Genomic DNA, 18,501 nt, shown 5'->3' with positions numbered 1-18,501 from the left:
GATTGAGCCCGCTTCCGCACGGAGGCGGGCTTTTTCGTTTATTCGCCCGGCGGCTTCGCGGTATCCAGCACCAGTCTCCGCGTCGAACGCAGAAACCAGACATAGCTGGCAACCGAGGCAAACAGCATCACCGGGATGATCACGCCGAAGGCAGTGAACGGCGTGCCGAGAAGCGCTGCCGCAAGACCGCCAAGAAAGCCGCCGGCCATCTGGATGAATCCCATCATCGCCGATGCCGAACCGGCGATGTGCGGGAAGGAATGTAGTGCTGCCGTCGTCATATGGGGTGTCAGGAAGGCGGTGCCGAAGGCGGAAAAGGCGATCGGCAGCATCACCGACAGATAGGTCGGCGCGATGAAATGGACGGACAGGGCGATCATCAGCCCGCCGGTGGCACAAAGGGCAAGACCGACACGGACGGACCCTTCGCCACCGAGTTTTGCCGCCGTCAGTTTGAGACAGACCGAGCCTGAAAAATAGCAGCCGCTCTGCATCAGCATGCCGATTCCGAAAGCGGTTGGTGTCATGCCGACTTTGTCGATCAGGATGAAGGACAGCATGGTCGATTGTGCATAGAGCGCGCCGACCGAACCGCCGAGCACGATGGCAGCGGCGACGAAGCGGGAATCGCGGATAAGTTCGCCATAGGCCGACAGAAGCGGACCCGGCCGGGCGCGGCGCGGGTCCGGCACCGTGGTTTCGCGCATGAAGACGATGACGGCAAAAATGGCGAGCAGCCCGAAACCGACCAGCACGAAGAAAATCGCCTGCCAGCCGAAGGCCGCCAGCGCCAGCCCGCCGATTGTCGGCGCCATGGCCGGGCCGATGGCCAGCATGATGCCGATCAGGTTCATGATCCGCGATGCCTCGGCACCGGTGAACTGATCCCGCACGATGGCCCGCGCCACGGTGATCCCGACGGAAGCGCCAATCCCCTGGATCAGCCGCCCGGCCAGCAGCCAATCAACCGTGGGCGCAAAGGCGCAGACGAGGCTGCCCAGAAGATTGATGCTGACGAAGGCAAGTGTTGCCTTCCTCCGGCCGAACGCGTCCGACATCGGACCTGCGATCAGCTGCGCCACCGAGAAACCGCCGAAATAGACCGACAGTGTCAGTTTGATCATCGATTCCGTGGTCGCGAAGGCCTGAACCAGTTCGGGCATGGCCGGCGTGTAGATCGACATGGAGATCGGCCCAAGGGTCGCCAGCAATGCGCCGAGCATGCTGGTCCGGCGTTCGCTCATCCGCAGGTTCATTCGGAGACACTTTTCTTGTCAGAGGACGCGCAGCGATCCAGTTGTTGAAGATTTTCGCGCAGGCCCTTCAAGCTTTCCCTGAGCGCCTCAAGGCCCTCCGCATCGAGGCCGAGCGTGACCTGATCCATCAGGTCACGAACCTCCGTGCGAATGTCGAGAAGCAACGTATCCGCCTTGTCGGTCACCACGACATTTTTCGCCCGGCGGTCGCAGGGATCGGGAACACGCTCGACAAGGCCTAGTCCTTCGAGACGGTCGAGATAGGTGGAGAGCGTCATCGGCTCGATTCCCATCTTGATGGCGATCTCGGCCTGCTTGATGCCCTCTGTCGCCGCCACCTGGATCAAGGCCCGGGCCTCTCCCGGCGTCACCCCCAGAGCCGACGCGGTGATGCGGCGATCGAACGCGCCGCGCAGCAACCGTGACACATCGGTCAGCAGCATGCCGATCGTATCGGTTTCCAATCTGACCGGCATGGAAATTCGCCTTCGGGTTAATCGTAAGCTTTACTTATCAAGCGGAAGGTAGACCGGCAAGTTTCAAGAAAATTTTCGGTAAACCATACGCAATCGGTAATAAATCGATCACGAAAGTAACAATGAAAAGCACGCGTTATGACAACGCCGTGCATCGCGCATGCGTGAATTGAACGTGTTCATAACCTGGGAGCAGAGTTCGCGGCGGGAGCAATCATGCTCCCGCCTCACTGGGAGAGAGACCATGTTCAAGACAATTTACGCCGCCACAGCCATCATTGCCAGCCTTTCAGCTCCAACCTTCGCCGCCGGCATGATGACTTGCGATGACGCGTCGATCATGAAGACTGAAGCAATGGCCAAGGGCATGACCGATCCGATGAAGAAGGATTCCATGATGATGGCGATGAAGGAAGTCGATAGCGCCAAGATGGCGATGAAAGACGGCAAGACGGACGACTGCTCCATGCATCTCGACAACGCCATGAAGGCAACTGAAGCGAAATAAGTTTTCCTGTTCCGCGCGCGGCAGGACTCCGCCTGGTCCTGCCCCGCATCCCGCCCAACTGCATCTTGACGGAATCATCGTCGCAAGATCGAATGGATTTTCACGCGCGAGGAGATTCCATGACGCAGACCCTGCTTTTCGGTGCCTTTCTGGCAGCCCTCCTTTACGTCCTCATCCCCGGCCCTGCGTTTCTTGCTCTTCTCGGCATCGGAGCCGGACAAGGCCGCAAGGCAGGCGCGATGTTCATGGGCGGACATCTGGCCGGTGACCTGCTCTGGTCGGCACTGGCCCTCGTCGCGATCGTCGGCGCGAAGACCATCGGCAGCACGGTCTTCGATATTCTCGGCCTGCTTTGCGGCTTCTACCTCGCCTGGATCGGCTGGAACGCACTGCAGGCCAAGCCGCGCGGCGAAAACCAGCCATTGATGACCGTTGAGCGGCCCTACCGGCGCGGCCTGATCTTCGGCCTGACCAACCCGAAGGGCTATCCGGTCGCACTGGCGACCTTTACGGCGCTCCTTGCCGGCTCCTCCAACGCGCTCGATTTTCATGCACTTCCGGCGCTTCTCGCAGTTTCCTTCCTTGGATTCCTGGTCGCCGACATCATCCTCATCGGCATTATCGGCGCATCGGTGGTGCGGCGCTTTTACCGCCGCCATGAACTGGCGATCGTGCGGCTGTCCGGCGTGCTGTTCCTAGGTTTTGCCGTCCAGGCCATCTGGCATGCCGCACCCGGACTTTTGGGACTGCGCAAGCCTTGACCGGCGGCCTGACAGCGCCCACCTGACAATCTTGATATTTCCACAATCGCTGCCGACAACAGGACGCAGCATCCGCTTCAAGCGGGACATACCGGAATGCGAAAGGACTGCCTTATGACGTTGAGCCCCGCTCTGAACCCTGCCATCACCGACTGGAACGGCCCGGACGGACTGCCGCGCTTCGAGGCGGTCAGCGACAGCGATTTTGCAGCATCCTTCGAAGCGGCCCTGGCCGGACACGAAACCGAAATCGACGCCATCGCCAATAATCCGCAGCCTGCCACCTTCGAAAACACCATCGTTGCCCTTGAGACCGCCGGTGACGCACTGTCACGGGTTTCGTCGCTGTTCTGGAACCGGGCTGGCGCGCATACCAATGACGCCATCCAGGCACTGGAGCGGGACATCTCGCCCAAGATGTCGCGGCACTATTCGAAGATCGGCATGAATGCAGCGCTGTTTCAGCGGATCGATCAGCTGTGGGAGAAGCGCGAGGCTCTCGGCCTCTCGCTCGAACAATTGCGCGTGCTGGAACGCCATTGGAAGGGTTTTGTGAAATCCGGTGCCAAGCTGCCGCAGCCCGAGCAGGAAACCCTTGCCGGGATCAACGAAAAGCTCGCCGGCCTCAGCACCCAGTTCGGCCAGAACGTGCTGGCCGACGAGAAGGGATGGTCGCTGATTTTGGCTGAAGGCCCGGAACTCGAAGGGCTGCCGGATTTCCTCAAGGACGCCATGGCATCAGCCGCCCGCGAACGCGGCGAGGACGGCAAATATGCCGTCACCCTGTCGCGCTCGATCATCGAGCCCTTCCTGACCTTCTCGGAACGCCGCGATCTGCGCGAACAGGCCTTCAAGGCCTGGGTTGCCCGTGGCGAAAATCTGGGTGAGACCGACAATCGCGGCATCATCCGCGAAACGCTGGCACTGCGCAGCGGGGTCGCCAAACTGCTCGGTTACGGCAATTTCGCCGAAATGAAGCTCGACAACACCATGGCAAAGACCCCGGCTGCGGTGAACGATCTCTTGCGCGCCGTCTGGGAAAAAGCCGTCAAGCGCGCCCGCGAGGAAGAAGCCGATATCGCCGGGATGATTGCCGAGGATGGCAAGAACCACGACGTGATGCCCTGGGACTGGCGCTTCTACTCCGAGCGCATCCGCGCGCAAAAATTCAACTTCTCCGAAGCCGAACTGAAGCCCTATTTGCGGCTCGAAAAGATCATCGAGGCCTGCTTCGATGTCGCCAACCGGCTGTTTGGCATTCGCGCCGTCGAGAAGAAGGGCATTACCGCCTATCACTCGGACGTGCGCGTCTTCGAGATCCGCGATGCGCAGAACAAACTCGTCGCTCTTTTCCTTGGCGATTATTTTGCCCGCAGCTCGAAACGCTCCGGCGCCTGGATGAGCGCGTTCCAGTCGCAGCACAAGCTGCCGCTGAAGAACGGCAAGACCGGCGAAATGCCGATCATCTACAATGTCTGCAACTTCGCAAAACCGGCGGAAGGAAAGCCGGCGCTGCTGTCGCTCGACGATGCCCGCACGTTGTTCCACGAATTCGGCCATGCGCTGCATGGCATGCTGTCGGATGTCACCTACCCGTCCGTTTCCGGCACTGCAGTCTCCCGCGATTTCGTCGAACTGCCCTCGCAACTCTACGAACACTGGCTGACGGTCCCCGCGATCCTCAAGCAATATGCCGTGCATGTCGAAACCGGCGAACCGATGCCGCAATCCCTGCTCGACAAGGTTCTGGCCGCACGCACCTTCAACGCCGGGTTCAACACGGTGGAATTCACCTCCTCGGCGATCGTCGACATGGAGTTCCATACCCGCTGGCCGATCGATGATCCGATGGCGGTTCAGGCAGAAATCCTGGCCGAGCTCGGCATCCCGAAGTCGCTGGTCATGCGTCACGCCTCGCCGCACTTCCAGCACATCTTCGCCGGCGGCTATTCGGCCGGCTACTATTCCTACATGTGGTCGGAAGTGCTCGACGCCGATGCCTTCGCCGCCTTCGAGGAGACCGGCGATGCGTTCGATACGGCGATGGCCAAGAAGCTGAAGGAACACATCTATTCCGTTGGCGGCTCGCTCGACCCGGAAGACGCCTACAAGGCCTTCCGCGGCAAGCTGCCAAGCCCGGATGCGATGCTGGCCAAAAAAGGGCTGGCGGTGACGGAAGAGCTTTCGGGCTCCGACGCCTGAGCACACTATTAATCTTCGGATTTATCAGCGATACCGGTCAGATCCTCGTGCAGCCGCACGGGGATATCCATCCGGTCGTGCAGGATGGCCATGACGCCAATCTTGCCGCTCGGAAGCGCGCGAAAGAACAGATAATGCCGCTCATAGCGGCTGAAGTAGGCGTGGGCTTTCAGATCAGCGGGTGTAGCAAGATCGCTCGGCAACCGGCGCCAGAGGGCTTTGGTCTCTGATAGTTTCTGCAGATGAGTGTGAAGGCCTGTAATATAGGTAACCGCCTGCGCTTCACCCCACTGCACGACGGTATCCCTCCAAATCCGATCCTGTGCGGCATCGGCTGGAGGATAAAACAGATATCCGGCCATCCTATCGGCTTGTGTTGCGGCGAATGACGTCTTCTGCCGAAACGGCGACAAATTCCCCCTCGTCAGCCCTCAAGCCGGGCTCCAGTTTCTTCTGCAGCCAGGCCCAGGCCTCTGTCCGGCTTTGCAGATCACGTCGGATCAGAGCGCGGATGTACTCGCTGGCGTTTTCGTAGAGGCCATCCTGGCCGATCTGCTGCTGGACATGGTCCTGCAAGGGGCCTGTGACCCGGACATGAATGCTTTCCGACGCCATGCTGATCTCCCCAATTATAGCGGTCAGGATGATACTTGTGCTGTATATTGTCAATAAACTGCACGGAATGACATTCCGTCACGGAATTGTCGCCAAACCGTTGGAATAGATTCATCCAACTGTAAACGAACTGACATCGCTTTCGCCAAAGGTCCGCCTCGGGTTTCACGTGATTCCCGAGATGGTACCGGAGGCCGATTTGGTCGATATACAGGATACGCTGACCCGCCGCTCCTTTCTGCTGTCAGCGGGCGCCGCCGGGTTTGCCGCCACATCCGTTCTCGCCACGCCATTTTATTCCCGAAGCTACGGCAGGCCATCCTTCACGCATGGCGTCCAGTCCGGCGACGTCGATACCAAATCCGGAATGATCTGGACACGGGCGGACCGGCCGTCGCGCATCGCTGTCGAATATTCGACGACCGAGAGCTTTTCTTCTCCGGTGCGTTTGCCGTCGATCGACGCGCTGCCGGGCAGCGACTACGCCGTGAAATGTGCGCTGAACAACCTGCTGCCGGACCAGGACATCTTCTACCGCTTCACCGCAACCGATCTCTACGACAGCAACAGCGTTTCCGAACCGGTCATCGGCCGGTTTCGCACAGCACCCTTGCGCCGCCGCTCGGTGCGTTTCGTCTGGTCGGGCGATACCGCCGGCCAAGGCTGGGGCATCGACGATATCGGCATGAAGACCTATTCGACCATGCTGCTGCACGAGCCGGATTTCTTCATCCATTCCGGCGACACGATCTATGCCGACAACCCCATCCCCGACGAAATTCCGCTGCGCGACGGCACGATCTGGAAGAACCGCATCGTCACGCCGGAAAAACGCGAGGTGGCGCGCACGCTCGAGGAATATCGCGGCCAGTGGAAATACAATCTTCTCGACGACCATGTTCGCGCCTTGAATGCCACATGCCCGACCTTCTACCAGTGGGATGATCATGAGGTTTTGAACAACTGGTCGCCCTCGACCGATCTGCGTGACGATCACCGCTATCCGGACAAGGACGTTTCAGTCTATGCGGTCCGCGCCATGCAGGCTTTTCAGGAGATGACGCCGATCCGCGCCATTCCCGCCCAGCCCGGCCGCATCTTCCGCAAGATCCCCTATGGCCGGCTGCTCGATGTTTTCTTCGTCGATCTGCGTTCCTACCGTGAAGCCAATCAGGGCGGTGGCAACGAACTGTTCGGCTGGCGGCAGGCGGACTGGCTGAAGCGGGAACTGGCGGCCTCGACAGCCACCTGGAAGGTGATTGCCTGCGACATGCCGATCGGGCTCGTCGTCTGGGACGATTTCGCCAACAGGCAGGGCTCCGATGCGATCGCCAATGGCGACAATGGTCCGCCGACCGGGCGCGAAAAGGAATTCGCCGATATCCTCACCTTCATCCGCGACAATGCCATCCAGAACACCGTCTGGCTGACGGCGGATGTGCATTACACTGCCGCCCACCACTACGATCCCTCCCGCGCCGCGTTCAAGGATTTCCTGCCGTTCTGGGAATTCGTTTCCGGTCCGCTGCATTCCGGCACCTATGGACCGAAGGAACTGGATATGACGTTCGGTCCGGACGTTCGTTTCATCAAGGCGGCCGGCAGCGGCATCGACCAGAACCTGCCGCCATCCGCTGGCCTGCAGTTCTTCGGCCTTGTCGATATCAACGGCCAGACCGAGCAGATGACGGTCCGGCTGATGGATCGCGACGATCAGGAACTCTGGCAGATCACGCTCGACCCAATCGGCAATTCCGTATGAAACGACCACCGGATTCACTCTCTCTCAAGACTTTGCCGCCCTCCCCCCTTTCGCAAATGCAAAAAAACCTGTATGAGCCGCGCAATTGAAGATGCGGCGTTCATCACATACGCCCCGAAACCTCCGAGTATTCACACATGAAAATGCGCAACATCGCGATCATCGCACACGTTGACCATGGGAAAACCACGCTTGTGGACGAACTTCTGAAGCAGTCGGGTTCCTTCCGCGACAACCAGCGCACGACCGAGCGCATGATGGATTCGAACGACCTCGAAAAAGAGCGTGGCATCACCATTCTGGCCAAGGCCACCTCGATCGAGTGGAAGGGCGTTCGCATCAATATCGTCGACACCCCCGGCCACGCCGACTTCGGCGGTGAAGTCGAGCGTATCCTGTCGATGGTGGACGGCGCGATCGTTCTGGTCGATAGCTCGGAAGGCCCGATGCCACAGACCAAGTTCGTCGTCTCCAAGGCGCTGAAGGTCGGCCTTCGCCCGATCGTCGCGATCAACAAGATCGACCGTCCGGACGGACGCCACGAGGAAGTCATCAACGAGGTCTTCGACCTGTTTGCCAATCTCGATGCAACCGACGAGCAGCTCGACTTCCCGATCCTCTACGGTTCTGGCCGCAATGGCTGGATGAACCTCAATCCGGAAGGTCCGAAGGAAGAGGGTCTCGCACCGCTTCTCGACCTCGTTCTCAAGCACGTTCCGGAGCCGAGCGTCGGCGAAGAAGACGGCGCATTCCGCATGATCGGCACGATCCTGGAAGCCAACCCCTTCCTCGGCCGCATCATCACCGGCCGTATCCATTCCGGCTCGATCAAGCCAAACCAGGCCGTCAAGGTTATTGGCCAGGACGGCAAGCTGATTGAGAACGGCCGTATCTCGAAGATTCTCGCTTTCCGCGGTATCGAGCGTACGCCGATCGAGGAAGCGCATGCGGGCGACATCGTCGCCATCGCCGGCCTGTCCAAGGGCACGGTCGCCGACACGTTCTGCGATCCCTCGGTCACCGAGGCGCTGCATGCCCAGCCGATCGATCCGCCGACCGTCACCATGTCCTTCATCGTCAACGACAGCCCGCTTGCCGGCACCGAAGGCGACAAGGTAACGAGCCGCGTCATTCGTGACCGCCTGCTCAAGGAAGCCGAAGGCAACGTCGCGCTGAAGATCGAGGAAGCCGAAGGCAAGGATTCGTTCTACGTCTCCGGCCGTGGCGAATTGCAGCTCGCCGTTCTCATCGAAACCATGCGCCGCGAAGGTTTTGAGCTTGCCGTTTCGCGTCCGCGCGTCGTCATGCACAAGGACGAAGCCACCGGCCAGATGCTGGAACCGGTCGAAGAAGTCGTCATCGACGTCGATGAGGAATATTCTGGCGTCGTCGTCCAGAAGATGTCCGAGCGCAAGGCTGAAATGGCCGAACTGCGTCCCTCCGGCGGCAACCGCGTTCGTCTGAAGTTTTTTGCTCCGACCCGTGGCCTGATCGGCTACCAGTCGGAACTGATGACAGACACGCGCGGCACGGCCATCATGAACCGTCTGTTCCACGAATATCAGCCTTACAAGGGTGACATCGGCGGCCGCGTTCAGGGCGTTCTGCTTTCAAACGATGCCGGCGAATCCGTCGCCTATGCCATGTTCAACCTGGAAGACCGCGGCCCGATGATCATCGACGTCGGCGAGAAGGTCTATGCCGGCATGATCATCGGCATCCACACGCGTGACAACGATCTCGAAGTCAACGTGCTGAAGGGCAAGAAGCTCACCAACATGCGCGCCTCCGGCAAGGACGAAGCCGTCAAGCTGACGCCGCCGATCCGCATGACGCTCGACCGCGCGCTGTCCTGGATCCAGGACGACGAACTGGTCGAAGTGACGCCGAAGAACATCCGCCTGCGCAAGATGTACCTCGACTCGAACGATCGCAAGCGTTTCGAAAAGTCGCGCGGCGCTGCATAAGCAGACGCTTCCCAGCGAAATAAAAGAGGGCGCAGCGATATCGATCGCTGCGCCCTTTTCATTTGCGGATCAAGATTTGAGCACGCCGCTCTTCTTCGCCGTCCAGGTGGCGATATAATCCATCAAGGCATTGTTCAAGCAATCGGATGGCGTGAGCCCCAGCTCGGTCAGCCGTGCGCGGATAGCGGGCATATCCGCGGGATCGGTGCCGGACTCGATGATCGAGGAGACGAAGGCGGCGAAACCGGGCGGTGACCAGCCATCGCTCTCAAAACGTTCGGGATGAATGAAGTCCAGCCCCTGAAAAGGATGTTCCCGCTCCACAGGGCCGTACATATGGACGCCACAGCCCTTGCAGGCCTGGCGCTGGATCAACGCAGTCTTGTCGACGACTTCGAGTTTGTCGCCGTTCTCAAGCACGGTAATCTTGTCATGCGCGGCAACGGCGACGATCGAAAAGGTCGCTCCGGCCGGTTTCCAGCATTTGGTGCAGCCACAGGCGTGATTGTGGGCGACATCGCCCTCGACCTTGACCCTTACAGGCCTGTCGATACACGCACAGACCAGAACGCCGCCAGTGAAGCCCGGCGCCCCCTGGAGCGCACCCTTGTCGAGCAATGGATGTAGAGAAACGGTAGCAGGCATGTTCTCCTCCCGTGCCGGTTCATCTCCTTCGCCTCCCGTGCCGGCAGATCGCGGCAAGGCGCCTCCAGCGGTAGCATATCACGACGACGGAAAGAGTCTCCTCGGACCCTCCTTATCCGGGCGTAGCCACAGAACCAGACAGCAGACACAAAAAAGCCCCGTCATTGCTGACAGGGCTTTTGAGATGGAAGCAGTGCTGGAAGAATGCTTACGCGGCTTCTTCCTGCGCTTCGTCTTCTTCGATGGCCTTGCCGCGCTTCGGACCCTTGTTGAGGTTCGTTTCGACAAGACGGACAGCTTCGGTTTCCGACATCTTGTTCACGGCTGCGATTTCGCGCGCCATGCGGTCAAGCGCAGCTTCGTAAAGCTGACGCTCGGAATAGGACTGCTCCGGCTGGTTTTCAGCACGGTAGAGGTCGCGAACCACTTCGGCGATCGAGATCAGGTCACCGGAATTGATCTTTGCATCATATTCCTGTGCACGCCGGGACCACATGGTCCGCTTGACGCGTGCCCTGCCCTGGACGACCTTCAATGCACGTTCAACGAAATCAGTCTCGGAGAGCTTGCGCATACCAATGGAGACGGCCTTTGCTACCGGCACCTTGAGACGCATCTTGTCCTTTTCGAAATCGATGACAAACAGTTCGAGGGACATGCCCGCAACCACCTGGTCTTCAATTGCTACAATTTGTCCAACGCCGTGGGCCGGGTAAACGATCGATTCACCGGTCTTGAATCCATGGCGTGTTGAAGATTTTTTCTGCTGGGTCGTCATTCGTTTCAAAAACTCCCTGTTACGCTCCCGGCAATAAGCCGGGGCCGGGTCAGTCAGGCCCGGGATGGACGGGGGCACCGTCGGGTGACTCCATGCTGATCCGTTCCAACGGTCATCAAATCGATCTTCTGCGGGGCGATCACACACAAGCAACTGCAGTTGCGTATTTGGGGTCAGCCGCGCAGTGGGATTTTTTTGCTTTCGTGATGGTTTTTCGGGCACACGCAAGTGCCACGATGTGGATCAGTTTTTAGACCCTATCATAAAAAACTGCGGAAATCAATAATTTGCTTTACAACGGCCATCAAGGCCAACCAGCCCGTCACGGACATGGTTAAGCCATGATTCCCCAAATTTCGCCATCTTTTGCAACCAGGAATCAACCGGCCATCCGAAACCTACGACGTCAGTCGCCCTGACCAGGCTTCGGCGAAAAGTATTTTTCGTACTTGCCTTCTTCGCCGTCCATTTCCTTGGCTTCCGGCATCTCATCACGCTTGACGGTGAGATTGGGCCATTGTGTGGCGAAGTCTGCGTTGACCTTCAGCCACATGTCCAGGCCCGGCTCGGTATCCGGCTTGATGGCGCCTGCCGGACATTCCGGCTCGCAGACGCCGCAATCGATGCACTCGTCAGGATGAATGACCAGAAAGTTCTCGCCTTCATAGAAGCAGTCCACCGGGCACACTTCAACGCAATCGGTATATTTGCAGCGTATGCAATTGTCTGTCACGACATACGTCATGAGGTACTCCAGCGATTTCTCACGTTGCAGCAGACAGGAACCAAAAGCGAGGTCCGCTTATCCGCATCCGTTCGGGGATCCCAGCCCGCCAACGTCTCTCGTGACGCAACACGGCTGCTCATTTACCCCGTGAGGTAAAGGCTTTGCGGGGGCTTTGCAAGAATAATCCATGCGCGAAACCGGCGCCCGGCGGGACAGTTTTCTAATCCTGTTTGCTATTCTTGATGCCAATCCTGCTTCAGCCTGTCGACATCGCGGCGCTGCTTCTTGGTCGGCCGTCCGCTGCCACGCTCCCGCGTTGCCTGCTCGAAGGCATTCGGCTTTTCGCCGGGAACGATCGCAGGCGTCAGGTCGTCGTAAAGTAGGCGCGCCTCCTCGTAGGGTCCGCGCCGGACACCGGGAAGCAAAACACGCACGACGGTGTCGTGCCGGTCAAGCGAGACGATGACGACATCGCCGGCTTTCAACGCATGGGATGGCTGGGTGATGCGGGAGCCGTTGACCCGGATATCGCCGGACTCGATCGCCTTCTGGGCGATCGAGCGAGACTTTTGCAGGCGCGTGAAGAACAGCCATTTGTCGAGACGCTGGCGCAGAACCGGCAGGGACTGAGGCTGTTTTCCACCCATACCGTCACCTGGCCTTATTTTTTCATCTGCTCCTTCAGAGCAGCGAGCTTGGCGAAAGGCGAATCCGGATCCATCGGCTTTTCCTTGCGCGGCGGACGAGCTTCGAACTTGGCGGCCTGCGGCTTTCCGCCGCGGTCGTTGCGATCGGGACGATCCTGACGGTCGCCCTTCTCATTCCTCTGGCCGCCCTGGGGCTTGCCACCGTCACGGCCGCGATTGCGGTCAGGCCTGCCACCGCCACCCGGCTTGCGATTGTCATCGCGGCCTTCGCGACGGCCTTCGCCCTCGCGGCGCGGCTCGCCACCTTCGCGGCGGGCTTCACCCTGCGGCGCACGATTGTTGCCTGAACGGCGATCACCCTGCGGGCGTCCACCCGAACGCTGGTTGTCGTTGCGGCTGCCCGGGCGCCACAGAAGAACAGGCTTGGCTTCGACCGGCTCGGCCAGCTCGCCAGCCTGCTCGGCGATGACGACCTGTTCGGTCGCTGTCGCATCGGCTTCAGCGGTTACAGCGGCTTCCGCGACAGCGGCAGCAGGCTCTGCTGCCTGCTCCGGTGCCGCTTCAGCAGCATGAGGCTCTTCGGCCGCTGCGTCCGCATCATCGTGATCGGCGGTTTCAGCCGGTGCGTCGGACGCTGCAGCGTCGGTTGCCGGTGCGGCAGATCCGGACTGTGCGGCGAGGAAAGCAGCGGCTTCCTCGACCTTGACGGCGTCGGCACGGTAACCGAGACCCTTGAGGATCTCTTCCATATCATCCGGTGTCGCACCCAGAATCGACAGCATGGCCGTCGTCGCAGTAAAGCGGCGGCCGTCATAGGCACCGTCCGGACGCGCCGTCGTACCCGGCTTCCACTGCAATAACGGACGGATCAGGTCGGCCAGACGCTCGAGGATGTCGATGCGGACAGCACGTTTTCCCAGGAACCGGAAACCGGCCAGCTTGTAGAAAGTACGCTCATAGGTCGGGTCGGTGACCACCGAGGTGCGGCCTGCGGCCAGAACCGGGATCAGATCGCCATAGCCTGGCTTGTCGAGACCGTCGTTCTTCAGCGCCCAGAGCAGTGTGATGAGCTCCGCCGGAGCGGGCTTCAAAAGGGCCGGCATGAAAATGTGATAGGCGCCGAAGCGGATGCCGTGGCGGCGGATGGAGGCACGCGCTTCCTGATCCAGCGACTTGACGTCATCGGCGACATCGCGACGGAACATCACGCCAAGGTTTTCCACCAGCTGGAAAGCCAGACCCTTGGCCAGACCTTCGAGGTCTTCGGCGCGCGACAGATCGTCAAGCGGCTTCAGCACGGTCGAGATGTGATGATTGACGAAGCGCTCGATGCGGGCGAGCACATGCTCGCGGGCGTTGCCCTGCAATTGCTCGTCGGCGAGCAACAGCACGCGCGGACGCATGATATGGTCGCTGGCTGTCAGCTTGGCCACGGGATCGCCGAGCCAGCGCACGAGACCATCCGACGACAAGGCCAGATCGGCATTGCCCGCCGCATGCAATCGTGCGGCACGCGCTTCGAACTCAAGAGCCAACGCCTTTTGGGCTGCCCCTTGCGCGGCGCGCGCGTCAAGACCATCGGCCACTGTCGCCAGCGTGAAACGGAACCCGGCCAATTGTCCCACATGATGACCTTCAACGAAGACATCGCCATTTACACTGATTTCAGCTTCCAACATCGCATTCTCTCTCAGGCGCTTCATGAGCACAGATGTCCTGCGATCAACAAAGCGTTTCGTCAACCTTTCATGTAACGCGTCAGACAATCGATCTTCGATTTCCCGCGTCTTTTCTTGCCAGTGTGTCGGATCGGCAAGCCATCCCGGACGGTTGGACACATAGGTCCATGTCCTTATTTGAGCAATTCTCGCGGACAATGTGTCGATTTCACCATCCGTATGGTCCGCCCGGCGGACCTGTTCGGCCATGAAATCTTCATTCACTGTGCCACGCCGGACGAGATCGGCATAGATCGTCGAAATCAGATCGGCATGTTGCGCCGGCGTAATACGCCGGTAGTCGGGAAGCGCACAGGCCTCCCACAGTTTCTCTACACGCTCCGGTGTGGTTGCGACACTGGTAACCTCCGGATAGCGCGAAAGATAGTCCAAAGCCTGCTGATCGACCGCCGGCAAGGCCCGCGTGAGGCCATGGATGGCGGGAGCGGCATCCAAACTCTTCTTGAGAGCGGGGATCGAGGCATAATTCAGCGACTTGGAGCGCCATTGCAGCACGCGAACAGGATCGAACTGATGTGATTCGATCCGGTGGACCAGCTCGTTGTCGAACGGCTCGACCCGCGAGGTGACCCCGAATGTCCCGTCGCGCAGGTGACGGCCTGCACGTCCGGCAATCTGCGCCAGTTCGCCGGGATTGAGATCGCGAAACTGGTAACCGTCATATTTGCGGCCCTGCGCAAAAGCGACGTGATCGACATCGAGGTTGAGCCCCATGCCGATCGCATCGGTCGCCACCAGATATTCGACATCGCCGGCCTGATAGAGCGCCACCTGTGCATTGCGCGTCCGTGGCGACAAGGCGCCGAGCACGACGGCCGCACCGCCGCGCTGGCGGCGGATCAATTCGGCGATCGCATAGACCTCTTCAGCCGAAAACGCCACGATCGCCGTGCGTTGTGGCAGGCGGGTGATCTTCTTGGAACCGGCATAGAGAAGCTGCGACAGGCGCGGGCGCTCGACAACGGTGATGCCGGGGAGCAGATGTTCGAGGATAGGCCGCATGGTCGCGGCACCCAGCAGCAACGTTTCGACGCGGCCGCGTAGATGCATCAGCCGGTCGGTGAAGATATGACCACGCTCCAGATCGCCGGCCAGCTGCACTTCGTCGATGGCGACAAAGGCGGCCTTGGTCTCGCGCGGCATGGCTTCGACGGTGCAGACCGAGAAGCGCGCCATATGCGGGGTGATCTTTTCCTCGCCGGTGATCAGCGCGACATTGTGGGCGCCGACCTTTTCGACGACACGCGTATAGACCTCGCGCGCCAAAAGGCGCAGCGGCAGGCCGATGACGCCGCTTTCGTGCGCAACCATGCGCTCGATCGCGTAATGCGTCTTGCCGGTATTGGTGGGGCCGAGCACCGCGATCACGCCGCGGCCACTCAAGATCATCGGTTGGTCAGGCACTATATCGATCCTGCGCACTTTCAATCTGCGAAGGCCATTCACAGCGTTTCAAAGCCGTTTCAACCGGCGCGGAACACATGCCCACGCCAAAATAGAAACGCAAGGGGCATGAGGCCATGAAACATTCAAATGGGGCCTTTGACCGGCATTTCCACCCCTTGCGTGCCGAATTTGGAACAGCGGTGGAACGAATCAGCGACGAAAGGAAGACTCGAACGGATTCAGGGTTTGTTCACCGCTAAATGTTGATTTCGTAAGCCGGATTCGCACCAGATGCTGAATCGACACTTTCAGTGCCAAATCCCTCGAAAAACGAACATTGCACGCCATGCGCCAAGCAGAACGAATCTGAGATTCGGAATCCGGATAGCTGAAATTTCGGGAAAAATTGTCCATGCCCAAATGAGAACAAAATACCCCTAAATATTAGTAGTTTTTAAAATAGACACCAGAACAAACCAAATACAAAGAGTGATCGTTCCATTCCCGCCTGTATCCTCAGCACAAGGAACGGCAAAGCGGAGACAAAAGCGCCGGGGTACGATGCCACTCTGTTCGCCAGATTCCGATCAGGTTCAAAACCCGGAAAAAATCCTCCGCGCACTCTCGCTTTGCTAAAACTCACAGCGTCGGAGACAGGCGGCCCGCAGCCGTTTCAGGCGATGTCACGCACCATCATTAACACCTCAGCCAAAGCGGGAACGAATCGGAGACGAATCACGGAGACAACCTGTTTCCCCATTTGTTCACAGCAATATATTATGTTAAATCAAATTGTTAACCATAGAGAATGGTGGACAGCTTCGCTTTCGTCATCCGCTCGCGCCTCGCGTGTTAACCTTTGTCGCAGAAGAAAACGGCGCCACCGACGGCGCCGTTGGCAATAAAAAGTCGCCTCCGTCAGACGACGAACTGACCGCCATTGGCCGAAATGGTCGAGCCAGTGATGAAGCCGGCGTCATCCGATGCCAGGAATACGACGCAACGAGCAATCTCCTCCGGTTCGCCAAGGCGGCCGACGGGAATCTGGGGAATGATCCGCTCGGTCAGCACTTTCTCCGGGATGGCCCGCACCATTTCCGTGCCGATATAGCCGGGGCATATCGCGTTGACGGTGATGCCCTTGGCAGCACCTTCCTGGGCCAAAGCCTTGGTGAAGCCGAGATCGCCAGCCTTTGCTGCGGAGTAATTGACCTGCCCCATCTGGCCTTTCTGCCCATTGATCGAAGAAATGTTGATCACGCGGCCGAAATTACGGTCGCGCATGCCGGTCCAGATGGGATGGGTCATATTGAAAAGGCCCGTGAGGTTGGTATCGATAACCGCATTCCAACTCTCCGCCGTCATCTTGTGGAACATGGCGTCGCGGGTGATACCGGCATTGTTGACCAGAACCTCAACGGGGCCGAGTTCATCCACCACCCGGGCAATACCCTTGGTGCATTCGGAGTAGTCGGAAACGTCCCATTTGTAGGTCGGAATCCCGGTGACCTCGGTGAAGGCCTTGGCCTTTTCGTCATTGCCGGCGTAGTTCGCAGCGACCTTGTATCCAGCTGCCTTCAAGGCGATGGATATCGCGGCGCCAATACCGCGTGAACCGCCGGTGACCAATGCTACTCTGCTCATGGTTTCCCCCCGTTTTTCGTTTTGTCTTTACGCATGCGCCTTGAGACGCAAACCCAGCTCAGGCTCTTGCCGTGGATTTTGCTCCGGCCCGAGGGCCGGAACGATCGACTAACGTTTGTTTGTCATAGCCGTTCGACGCACATGGCGACCCCCATTCCGCCACCGATGCAAAGTGTTGCCAGCCCCTTGGAGACACCGCGGCGCTTCATTTCGAACAGAAGCGTATTCAGCACGCGTGCGCCCGAAGCGCCGATCGGATGACCGATGGCGATGGCGCCGCCATTGACGTTGACGATGGAAGTATCCCAGCCGAGATCCTTGTTGACGGCGCAGGCCTGGGCAGCGAAAGCCTCATTGGCCTCGACAAGCTCGAGATCGGCAACGGACCAGCCGGCCTTTTCGAGCGCCTTGCGCGAAGCCGGGATCGGCCCGGTACCCATGATCTGCGGATCGACACCGGCCGTTGCCCAGGAGACGATGCGGGCGAGCGGCTGGATGCCACGGCGTCCGGCTTCCGCTTCGGTCATCAAAAGCGTTGCGGCGGCGCCGTCGTTCAAGCCCGAGGCGTTGGCAGCGGTAACCGTGCCTTCCTTGTCGAAGGCCGGACGAAGCTTCGTCATCGATTCCAGCGTTGCGCCATGACGGATATACTCGTCCTGATCGACGGTGACGTCGCCCTTGCGGCCCTTGACGATGAAGGGAATGATCTCGTCGGCAAAACGTCCGGCCTTCTGGGCGGCTTCGGCCTTGTTCTGCGACCCGAGCGCAAACACGTCCTGATCCTCACGCGAAAGCTGCCACTTCTTGGCGACGTTTTCGGCGGTCGTTCCCATATGATAGCCGTAGAAAGCGTCGGTCAGGCCATCCTTGATCATGGTATCGACCATCTTGAAATCGCCCATCTTGACGCCGCCGCGCAGGTGCGCGCAGTGCGGCGCCATCGACATGGATTCCATGCCGCCGGCAACGATGATCTTGGCATCGCCGGTTGCAATCTGCTGCATGCCAAGCGCAACGGCGCGCAGGCCCGAGCCGCAGAGCTGGTTCATGCCCCAGGCCGTCGCTTCCTGCGGGATACCCGCCTTCATCGCCGCCTGGCGGGCCGGGTTCTGGCCCTCGCCGGCTGAAAGGACCTGACCGAGGATGACCTCATCGACTTCGGCAGCTTCGACGCCAGCGCGCTCAAGCACGCCCTTGATGACAGCGGCGCCAAGCTCATGGGCAAGGGTGTTGGCAAAGGAGCCGTTGAACGACCCGACGGCGGTTCGGCCGGCGCTGGCGATAACGATGGAGGGAGTGCTCATCAGATATTTCCTCGTTCTTTTTTTCGCAATTGCTGAAGACTGGCAAAGGTCACCGCGCAAGTCAAACACCTTGATGCGCCTGCT

General features: G+C 59.6%; 16 protein-coding genes. 5 read left to right on the top strand and 11 right to left on the bottom strand.

Translation table 11 applies throughout. From position 1 onward, the window contains the following. Nucleotides 1-38: 38 nt before the first annotated feature. Nucleotides 39-1,244, bottom strand: a complete 1,206-nt coding sequence (locus ACP7BS_RS14035; protein WP_426238582.1) for a multidrug effflux MFS transporter — start codon at nt 1,242-1,244, stop codon at nt 39-41. A gap of 8 nt (nt 1,245-1,252) precedes the next feature. Then, nucleotides 1,253-1,732, bottom strand: coding sequence for a MarR family winged helix-turn-helix transcriptional regulator (locus ACP7BS_RS14030; protein WP_426238581.1), 480 nt, complete (start codon nt 1,730-1,732; stop codon nt 1,253-1,255). A gap of 244 nt (nt 1,733-1,976) precedes the next feature. Here ACP7BS_RS14030 and ACP7BS_RS14025 point away from each other — a divergent pair, with 244 nt between their 5' ends. The 3 genes from ACP7BS_RS14025 (at nt 1,977) to ACP7BS_RS14015 (ending at nt 5,203) form a co-directional block, all read left to right on the top strand. Continuing rightward, on the top strand, nt 1,977-2,240 hold the full coding sequence (locus ACP7BS_RS14025; protein ID WP_426238580.1) for a hypothetical protein: 264 nt from the start codon (nt 1,977-1,979) through the stop codon (nt 2,238-2,240). Between the two features lie 119 nt (nt 2,241-2,359). Further along, nucleotides 2,360-3,001: a LysE family translocator gene (locus tag ACP7BS_RS14020; protein WP_426238579.1), complete on the top strand. Its 642-nt coding sequence runs from the start codon at nt 2,360-2,362 to the stop codon at nt 2,999-3,001. Between the two features lie 114 nt (nt 3,002-3,115). Continuing rightward, a complete protein-coding gene (locus tag ACP7BS_RS14015) occupies nt 3,116-5,203 on the top strand; it encodes a M3 family metallopeptidase (RefSeq protein ID WP_426238578.1) in 2,088 nt (695 codons plus the stop codon). A gap of 8 nt (nt 5,204-5,211) precedes the next feature. Here ACP7BS_RS14015 and ACP7BS_RS14010 read toward each other — a convergent pair whose 3' ends face one another. Together ACP7BS_RS14010 and ACP7BS_RS14005 are read right to left on the bottom strand one after the other, a co-directional pair. Next, entirely contained in the window at nt 5,212-5,565 is a 354-nt protein-coding gene (locus ACP7BS_RS14010) for a type II toxin-antitoxin system RelE/ParE family toxin (RefSeq protein ID WP_426238577.1), read from the bottom strand. Nucleotide 5,566: 1 nt separating this feature from the next. After that, entirely contained in the window at nt 5,567-5,818 is a 252-nt protein-coding gene (locus tag ACP7BS_RS14005; RefSeq protein ID WP_426238576.1) for a ribbon-helix-helix domain-containing protein, read from the bottom strand. Between the two features lie 199 nt (nt 5,819-6,017). Between ACP7BS_RS14005 and ACP7BS_RS14000 the strand changes: the two genes are divergently transcribed. Both ACP7BS_RS14000 and typA read left to right on the top strand, forming a co-directional pair. After that, on the top strand, nt 6,018-7,580 hold the full coding sequence (locus tag ACP7BS_RS14000) for an alkaline phosphatase D family protein (protein ID WP_426238575.1): 1,563 nt from the start codon (nt 6,018-6,020) through the stop codon (nt 7,578-7,580). Nucleotides 7,581-7,717: 137 nt separating this feature from the next. Further along, a complete protein-coding gene (gene typA, locus ACP7BS_RS13995) occupies nt 7,718-9,547 on the top strand; it encodes a translational GTPase TypA (RefSeq protein WP_426231278.1) in 1,830 nt (609 codons plus the stop codon). 69 nt (nt 9,548-9,616) lie between these two features. Here the strand turns inward: typA and gfa are convergent, their stop codons facing one another. The 7 genes from gfa to ACP7BS_RS13960 form a co-directional block, all read right to left on the bottom strand. Continuing rightward, on the bottom strand, nt 9,617-10,192 hold the full coding sequence (gfa, locus tag ACP7BS_RS13990) for an S-(hydroxymethyl)glutathione synthase (RefSeq protein ID WP_426238574.1): 576 nt from the start codon (nt 10,190-10,192) through the stop codon (nt 9,617-9,619). Nucleotides 10,193-10,400: 208 nt separating this feature from the next. Beyond that, on the bottom strand, nt 10,401-10,970 hold the full coding sequence (locus tag ACP7BS_RS13985) for a CarD family transcriptional regulator (RefSeq protein ID WP_037097139.1): 570 nt from the start codon (nt 10,968-10,970) through the stop codon (nt 10,401-10,403). A gap of 406 nt (nt 10,971-11,376) precedes the next feature. After that, nucleotides 11,377-11,715: a ferredoxin FdxA gene (fdxA, locus tag ACP7BS_RS13980; protein WP_113241731.1), complete on the bottom strand. Its 339-nt coding sequence runs from the start codon at nt 11,713-11,715 to the stop codon at nt 11,377-11,379. Nucleotides 11,716-11,930: 215 nt separating this feature from the next. Next, entirely contained in the window at nt 11,931-12,344 is a 414-nt protein-coding gene (locus ACP7BS_RS13975; RefSeq protein WP_426231280.1) for an RNA-binding S4 domain-containing protein, read from the bottom strand. Nucleotides 12,345-12,358: 14 nt separating this feature from the next. Then, nucleotides 12,359-15,472, bottom strand: a complete 3,114-nt coding sequence (locus ACP7BS_RS13970; RefSeq protein WP_426238611.1) for a helicase-related protein — start codon at nt 15,470-15,472, stop codon at nt 12,359-12,361. A 915-nt stretch (nt 15,473-16,387) separates the two neighbouring features. Then, nucleotides 16,388-17,113, bottom strand: coding sequence for an acetoacetyl-CoA reductase (gene phbB, locus ACP7BS_RS13965; protein WP_426231281.1), 726 nt, complete (start codon nt 17,111-17,113; stop codon nt 16,388-16,390). A gap of 122 nt (nt 17,114-17,235) precedes the next feature. Beyond that, nucleotides 17,236-18,417, bottom strand: a complete 1,182-nt coding sequence (locus tag ACP7BS_RS13960; RefSeq protein ID WP_426238573.1) for an acetyl-CoA C-acetyltransferase — start codon at nt 18,415-18,417, stop codon at nt 17,236-17,238. Between the last annotated feature and the right edge of the window lie 84 nt (nt 18,418-18,501).

Origin of the sequence: Pararhizobium sp. DWP1-1-3 (assembly GCF_049896125.1) — a bacterium.
Taxonomy (GTDB): domain Bacteria; phylum Pseudomonadota; class Alphaproteobacteria; order Rhizobiales; family Rhizobiaceae; genus Pararhizobium.
This window is presented reverse-complemented; position numbering and strand designations above follow the sequence as displayed.

What these genes read in the sequence shown, in the direction of transcription:
- ACP7BS_RS14035 (WP_426238582.1), bottom strand. Translation starts at nt 1,244, where the DNA reads ATGAGCGAACGCCGGACCAGCATGCTCGGCGCATTGCTGGCGACCCTT.
- ACP7BS_RS14030 (WP_426238581.1), bottom strand. Translation starts at nt 1,732, where the DNA reads ATGCCGGTCAGATTGGAAACCGATACGATCGGCATGCTGCTGACCGAT.
- ACP7BS_RS14025 (WP_426238580.1), top strand. Translation starts at nt 1,977, where the DNA reads ATGTTCAAGACAATTTACGCCGCCACAGCCATCATTGCCAGCCTTTCA.
- ACP7BS_RS14020 (WP_426238579.1), top strand. Translation starts at nt 2,360, where the DNA reads ATGACGCAGACCCTGCTTTTCGGTGCCTTTCTGGCAGCCCTCCTTTAC.
- ACP7BS_RS14015 (WP_426238578.1), top strand. Translation starts at nt 3,116, where the DNA reads ATGACGTTGAGCCCCGCTCTGAACCCTGCCATCACCGACTGGAACGGC.
- ACP7BS_RS14010 (WP_426238577.1), bottom strand. Translation starts at nt 5,565, where the DNA reads ATGGCCGGATATCTGTTTTATCCTCCAGCCGATGCCGCACAGGATCGG.
- ACP7BS_RS14005 (WP_426238576.1), bottom strand. Translation starts at nt 5,818, where the DNA reads ATGGCGTCGGAAAGCATTCATGTCCGGGTCACAGGCCCCTTGCAGGAC.
- typA (WP_426231278.1), top strand. Translation starts at nt 7,718, where the DNA reads ATGAAAATGCGCAACATCGCGATCATCGCACACGTTGACCATGGGAAA.
- gfa (WP_426238574.1), bottom strand. Translation starts at nt 10,192, where the DNA reads ATGCCTGCTACCGTTTCTCTACATCCATTGCTCGACAAGGGTGCGCTC.
- ACP7BS_RS13985 (WP_037097139.1), bottom strand. Translation starts at nt 10,970, where the DNA reads ATGACGACCCAGCAGAAAAAATCTTCAACACGCCATGGATTCAAGACC.
- fdxA (WP_113241731.1), bottom strand. Translation starts at nt 11,715, where the DNA reads ATGACGTATGTCGTGACAGACAATTGCATACGCTGCAAATATACCGAT.
- ACP7BS_RS13975 (WP_426231280.1), bottom strand. Translation starts at nt 12,344, where the DNA reads ATGGGTGGAAAACAGCCTCAGTCCCTGCCGGTTCTGCGCCAGCGTCTC.
- ACP7BS_RS13970 (WP_426238611.1), bottom strand. Translation starts at nt 15,472, where the DNA reads ATGATCTTGAGTGGCCGCGGCGTGATCGCGGTGCTCGGCCCCACCAAT.
- phbB (WP_426231281.1), bottom strand. Translation starts at nt 17,113, where the DNA reads ATGAGCAGAGTAGCATTGGTCACCGGCGGTTCACGCGGTATTGGCGCC.
- ACP7BS_RS13960 (WP_426238573.1), bottom strand. Translation starts at nt 18,417, where the DNA reads ATGAGCACTCCCTCCATCGTTATCGCCAGCGCCGGCCGAACCGCCGTC.